At 70.1% G+C, this 6,630-nt stretch carries 3 protein-coding genes; 2 read left to right on the top strand and 1 reads right to left on the bottom strand.

The features are described 5' to 3' along the window. Positions 1-74 precede the first annotated feature (74 nt). Entirely contained in the window at positions 75-1,157 is a 1,083-nt protein-coding gene (locus ACFWM7_RS32325; protein ID WP_383267541.1) for an ABC transporter substrate-binding protein, read from the bottom strand. A gap of 610 nt (positions 1,158-1,767) precedes the next feature. Between ACFWM7_RS32325 and ACFWM7_RS32320 the strand changes: the two genes are divergently transcribed. Continuing rightward, a complete protein-coding gene (locus ACFWM7_RS32320) occupies positions 1,768-4,212 on the top strand; it encodes an RICIN domain-containing protein (protein WP_383267539.1) in 2,445 nt (814 codons plus the stop codon). A gap of 59 nt (positions 4,213-4,271) precedes the next feature. After that, positions 4,272-6,623 carry an AbfB domain-containing protein gene (locus tag ACFWM7_RS32315; RefSeq protein WP_383267536.1) on the top strand — a complete coding sequence of 784 codons (2,352 nt, stop codon included), beginning with the start codon at positions 4,272-4,274 and terminating at the stop codon, positions 6,621-6,623. Positions 6,624-6,630 lie beyond the last annotated feature (7 nt).

Raw genomic sequence — 6,630 nt, 5'->3', positions numbered from 1 at the left:
TGCCCGGAGGGCGACGCGGCGGCCGGAGTGCCGGTCGGAGTGCCGATGGGAGTTCCGGAGGGGGCGCCCGTCGGTCAGTACGCTCCGCCGAGCGATTCCTTGGCGTTGGCCTCGTCGTACTCACGGTCGGTGATGATCACGTTCTCCGGGATCGCCTCGCCGGCGTAGAACTTCTGCGCGGTGGCGAAGGCGAGCGGGCCGAAGCGCGGGTTGGACTCGATGACCGCGTTGTACTCGCCGTTGACCAGGGCCTGGACGGCATTACGCGTGCCGTCGACCGAGACGATCTTGACGTCCTTGCCGGGCTTCTTGCCGGCCGCCTTGATCGCGGTGAGGGCGCCGAGGCCCATCTCGTCGTTCTCCGCGTAGACGGCGGTGATGTCGGGCTTCGACTGGATGAGCTGCTCCATGACCTGCTGGCCCTTGTCGCGGGCGAACTCGCCGGTCTGCTGGGCGACGATCTCCAGGCCGGGAGCCTCGGCCTTGACCTGGTCGACGAAGCCCTTGGTGCGGTCGGTGGTGACGTTGTTGCCGGACGCGCCGAGCAGGATCGCGACCTTGCCCTTGCCGCCGGTGACCTTGATCATCGCGTCGGCGGCGCGCTTGCCCTGCTCGACGAAGTCGGAGCCGAGGAAGGCGACATAGTCCTTGCAGGCAGTGGAGTTGACCTTGCGGTCGATGGTGAGGACGGGGACCTTCTTGGCGGCCGCCGCCTTCAACGCGGGCTCCAGACCGTCGGAGTTGAGCGGGGCGACGATGAGGAACTGCGCACCCTGGGACAGCATGTCCTGGATGTCGCTGATCTGCTTGGACAGCTGGGACTGGGCGTTGGTGGTGAGCAGCTTCTTGACGCCGACCTTCTTCGCCTCGTCCTTGATGGACTGGGTCTCGGCGATCCGGAAGGGGTTGGCCTCCTTCTCCGACTGGGAGAAGCCGACCACGGCGTCCTTCAGGTCCAGCTTGGGCGCGCCGTAGGTCTCCAGTTTGCAGCCCGCGCCGGACGAGGAATCGGGGGTCTTGGCCTCCTGCGCCGCCTGACTGCTGTCGCCGCCCGCGTCGTTGGAGGTCTCCGACTTGGCACAGCCGGCGGCGGCCAGCGTGGTGGCGGCGAGGACGCAGGCCACGGCGAGGGTACGGGATCGACGCTGGATCATCATGCGCGGAACGCTCCTTGGCGGGTTGACGGCACGCTGATCGGCGTGCGGTCGGGCATGCGGGACAGGCATCGGCCACGGGGCGGCTGATGCCACTGCATTCCTCACACCCCTGCTCCGGACTGCGGGAACAGCGGTCGTGAGAGCCTGCGCGGCCTGTCGGCGGCTCGGTTTACAACGTTATATAGGCGGCGCGGCACGGGCGGCAAGAGCGTGGTCGATGCGTTTCCAAAATGTGTCGGCCGACCGTCCCGGTTCACCCCCGGCCGCCAACTCCCTGCGCGACAACGGCCCTGCGCGAGGTCTGGACAGCCGCCCGGTGCCGTGCTGTCATACCGCCGGACGCCCGATTTTCAACGTTGCAAGAACGGTTTTCGTCCACCCGTCCCGCCGTGTGACGGCGGACTTCGGCATGCGCCGACCGCCGCTGCGCCGCGTCCCGGTCCGACCGGCTTCACCCCGTATCGCCGCCCCGCACCCGCCCCCACCACGCACCGCCGCCACCACGCACCGCCAGCAGCCCCGCCCTGCACGGCCACGGTGCCGCGCAGCCACCCCCACCGAGCCCGGCCGCGGCACAGGCGGCCGCCGGCCGAGAGCAGGAGCCGCACCGATGCCCCTGAACCGCAGGCAGCTCATCACCACCGCGGTGGCCACCGCCGTCACCACCGGCGCGACCAGCCGGTGGGCGACCGCCGCGACGCCCGACCACCACCGGGTTCCGGCCGCCCGGGGCGGCCACTACTCCCCCAACGCGGCTCCGCTGCACCCCACGGCGTTCCTGAAGCTGCCCCCGGGCAGGGTGAGGGCGCACGGCTGGCTGGCCGGGCAGCTGAAGCTGCAACTGGAGGGACTGTGCGGCCGGTACGAGGAGTTCTCGCACTTCCTCGACTTCACGGCCACCGGCTGGGTACGCCCGGACAAGGGCGGCTGGGAGGAAGTCCCGTACTGGCTGCGCGGTTACGCCGATCTCGCGATCGTCACCGGAGACGCGACGGCACTGGCCGCCACCCGCCGGTGGATGGACGCGATCCTCGCCACCGGGCAGAGCGACGGCTTCTTCGGGCCGAGGGCGCTGCGCACCTCGCTCAACGGCGGGCCCGACTTCTGGCCGTTCCTCCCCCTGATCCAGGCCCTGCGCTCCTGGCAGGAGTACACCGAGGACAACCGGATCATCCCCTTCCTCAGCCGCTTCTTCCGCTACATGAACGCCCAGGGGCCCGGCGCCTTCGACACCAGCTGGATCGCCCTGCGCTGGGGCGACGGCCTGGACAGCGTCATGTGGCTCTACAACCGCACCGGCGACGCCTTCCTCCTGGACCTCGTCGACAAGATCCACCGGTACGGGGCCGACTGGGGCGACAACCTGGTCAACCCGCACAACGTCAACATCGCCCAGGGGTTCCGCGAGCCCGCCCAGTTCGCGCTGCGCAGCGGCTCGGCCACCGACACCCGTAACACCTACGGCACGTACGCGAAGGCCATGGACGCCTACGGCCAGTTCCCCGGCGGCGGCTTCGCCGGGGACGAGAACGCCCGGCCCGGCCACGGCGACCCCCGCCAGGGCTTCGAGACCTGCGGGATCGTCGAGTTCATGGCGAGCCACCAGCTGCTCACCCGGATCACGGGCGACCCGCTGTGGGCGGACCGCTGCGAGGAGCTGGCGTTCAACTCGCTCCCGGCGTCGCTCGACCCGTCGGGCAAGGCGGTGCACTACATCACCTGCGCCAACAGCGTGGACCTGGACGACGAGCCCAAGCGGGACCGCCAGTTCCAGAACCCGTTCGCGATGCTGGCGTACCTGCCGGGCGTGGATCAGTACCGCTGCTGCCCGCACAACTACGGGATGGGCTGGCCGTACTTCACCGAGGAGCTGTGGCTCGCCACCCCGGACGGCGGGCTCGCGGCGGCGATGTACGCGCCGAGCGAGGTGACGGCGAAGGTCGCGGACGGCACGGAGGTGACGTTCACGGAGGAGACCGGCTACCCCTTCACGGATGCGGTCACCCTGACCCTCACCGCACCGAAGCCCCTGGCCTTCCCGCTGGTCCTGCGCGTCCCGGCCTGGTGCGCGGACCCGGACATCCGGGTCAACGGACAGCGGGTCGCCGCGCCGGCCGGACCGGCCTTCACTCGGATCGAGCGGACCTGGTCGAGCGGCGACAAGGTGACCCTGCGGCTGCCGCAGCGGACCACCGTACGGACCTGGGCGGAGAACCACGGCTCGGTCAGCGTGGACCACGGGCCGCTCACGTACTCGCTGCGGATCGGGGAGGAGTACGAGCGGATCGGCGGCAGCGACACGTTCCCGGAGTACGCGGTCCACGCCACGAGCCCCTGGAACTACGGCCTCGTCCTGGACCCCGCTCGCCCGGCCGCGTCCCTGCGCCGCCGCTCCACGGGCCGGACCCCCGGCGACAACCCGTTCACGCTGGAGGGCACCCCGCTCACCCTGACCGCCCGCGCCCGCCGCATCCCCGAGTGGACGGCGGACGACGAGCACGTGGTCGCGCCCCTCCAGCCGAGCCCGGCGCGCTCGACGGAGCCGGTCGAGGAGGTCACCCTCGTCCCGATGGGGGCGGCGCGGCTGCGGATCACGTCGTTCCCGACGGCCGCGCCCGACGCCGAACCGTGGCTCGCGGACCGCTGGTACCGGATCGCGAACCGGCACTCGGGCAAGGTGCTGGGCGTGGACGGCATGTCGACCGCGAACAGCGCGCACGTGGTCCAGTTCGGCGACACCGGCACGGCCGACCACCTGTGGCGGCTGGTGGCGAACGGCGACGGCTGGTACCGGATCCGCAACCAGCACTCCGGCAAGGTGCTCGGCGTCGACCTCATGTCCACCGAGAACAGCGCGCACGTCGTGCAGTTCGACGACAACGACACCGCCGACCACCTGTGGCAGCTCGTCCCGGACGGGGAGGGCTGGTGCCGGATCCGCAACCGGAACTCGGACAAGGTGCTCGGCGTGGACGGGATGTCCACGGCCGACAGCGCGCACGTCGTCCAGTACGACGACAACGGGACGGCCGACCATCTGTGGCGGCTGCTGTGAGAGCCCTCCTGACGTACCGCTCACCCCTCCCCGTACGACGTAGAAAGGGATGTCCAACCATGCGACCAGCACCCGCGCCCCGTCACCGCTCCTGGTGGCGGAGATTAACGGCCACCACCGGCCTCCTCGCCCTGGTGGCCACCGCCCTCGTCAGCACCGGCACCTCCCCGGCCGTCGCCGCGCCCGCCGCCTGGGAGCCGAAGCCCGCGCCCATGACGACGCCGTGGACGAACGACGTCCCGCTCGACAAGCCGCTGCCGGAGTATCCGCGTCCCCAGCTGACCCGCCCCGACTGGACGAACCTCAACGGCATCTGGGACTTCGCGGTCACCGGCCGTGACGCCCGGCAGCCCACGACGTTCCCGGAGCAGATCCGGGTGCCGTTCGTCGCGGAGTCCGCGCTCTCCGGCATCCAGCGCCGGATCACCGAGAACGACAAGCTCTGGTACAAGCGGACCTTCACCGTCCCCGCCGACTGGGACGGCCGCCGGGTCAAACTGCACTTCGGGGCGTCCGACTGGCAGACCACGGTCTGGGTCAACGGCACCGAGGTCGGCGCGCACAAGGGCGGCTTCGACTCGTTCGCGTACGACATCACGCCCCAGCTCAACGGCGGTACGAACACCGTCGTGGTCTCCGTCTACGACCCGAGCCAGACGGGCGGCCAAGCAGTCGGCAAGCAGCGCATCAACGATGTGAAGCCGCATCCGGGCGGCGGGATCTTCTATACCGCGGCCTCCGGCATCTGGCAGACGGTCTGGCTGGAACCGGTGGCATCGGCCCACATCACCCGCCTCGACATGACGCCGAACCTGGGGAACAACACCCTGCGGGTGAAGGTCCAGACGGCGGGCGCGGCGGGCCGGAGCGCCCGGATCACCGTCTCCAGCGGCGGTACGCTCGTGGGCACGGCGACCGGTCCGGTGGGCGGGGAGATCTCCGTACCCGTACCGAACCCCCGGCTGTGGACGCCCGAGGATCCGTTCCTGTACGACGTGAAGGCGGATCTCCTCGACGGCTCCGCCGTCACGGACACCGTGGGCAGTTACACGGGCATGCGGTCCGTGGGCCTGGCCAAGGTGGACAACATCCTGCGGCCGGTGCTGAACGGGAAGTTCGTGTTCCAGACGGGCACCCTGGACCAGGGGTACTGGCCGGACGGCATCTACACCGCGCCGAGCGACGAGGCGCTGAAGTACGACCTCCAGGCGCACAAGGACCTCGGGTTCAACATGGTCCGCAAGCACATCAAGGTGGAGCCGCAGCGGTGGTTCTACTGGGCGGACAGGCTGGGTCTGCTGGTGTGGCAGGACATGCCGTCGATGGACACCGGCAAGGTCCCGGACGGGCCGGCGCGCACCCAGTGGGAGGCGGAGTACCGCAACGTCATCGACCAGCACCGCAGTTCGCCGTCGGTGGTGATGTGGGTGAACCAGAACGAGGGCTGGGGGCAGTACGACCAGGCGAGGATCGCCGACGAGGTGAAGGCCCAGGACCCCTCGCGTCTGGTCAACAACATGAGCGGGGTCAACTGCTGCGGCTCGGTCGACGGCGGCAACGGTGACGTGGTGGACAACCACATCTATGTCGGCCCCGGGAACACCGCGCCGAGCGCCACCCGGGCCGCCGTGCTGGGCGAGTTCGGCGGTCTCGGCTACAAGGTGCCTGGCCACGAGTGGTATCCGGGCGGCGGCTTCAGCTACGAGGACCAGCCGAGCATCGCCGCGCTCAACGACCGGTTCGTCGGTCTCCTGGACGCCATCCGGATCGGCCAACTGCCCGCCGGGCTCTCCGCGTCGGTCTACACGGAGATCACGGACGTCGAGAACGAGGCGAACGGACTGCTGACGTACGACCGCCAGATCGTGAAGGTCGACACGGCCCGGGTGAAGGCCGCCAACCAGGCCCTCATCCAGGCGTCCCGCGACCCCGCTCCCCCGGTGAACCTCCCCACCGGGCAGAACAAGTCGCTGCGGGTCACCACCCCCGGGCACACCACGAAGCACCTGCGCCACTACGACTCTCTGGCCTCCACCGAGGTGGTGGACAGCGGGAGTTCGGCCGTACTGAAGGCGGACGCCACCTGGAAGATCGTCACCGGGCTCGCCAACAGCAACTGCTACTCCTTCGAGTCCCGGAACTACCCCGGCGAGTTCCTCCGTCACCGGGAGTTCCGGGTGCGCCGCGACGCCAACGACAACTCCGCGCTGTTCAAGGCGGATGCGACGTGGTGCGCGGTCGCGGGCAACGGCGGGGTGCGGTTCACCAGCGCCAATCTGCCCGGCAGCTATCTGCGCCACATCGACTCCGAGGCGTGGCTCGCCACTCCCGGCGGCAAGCAGCCGTTCGACAGCCCGGCGCTGTTCACCGAGGACACGACGTGGGCGGTGGACGCGCCGTGGGCGCCGTGACCTGACC

It is taken from the genome of Streptomyces sp. NPDC058375 (genome assembly GCF_042723425.1).
GTDB classification, from domain to species: domain Bacteria; phylum Actinomycetota; class Actinomycetes; order Streptomycetales; family Streptomycetaceae; genus Streptomyces; species Streptomyces durocortorensis.
The sequence above is the reverse complement of the archived record's forward strand: the minus strand, read 5'-3'. Positions and strand labels throughout refer to the sequence as shown.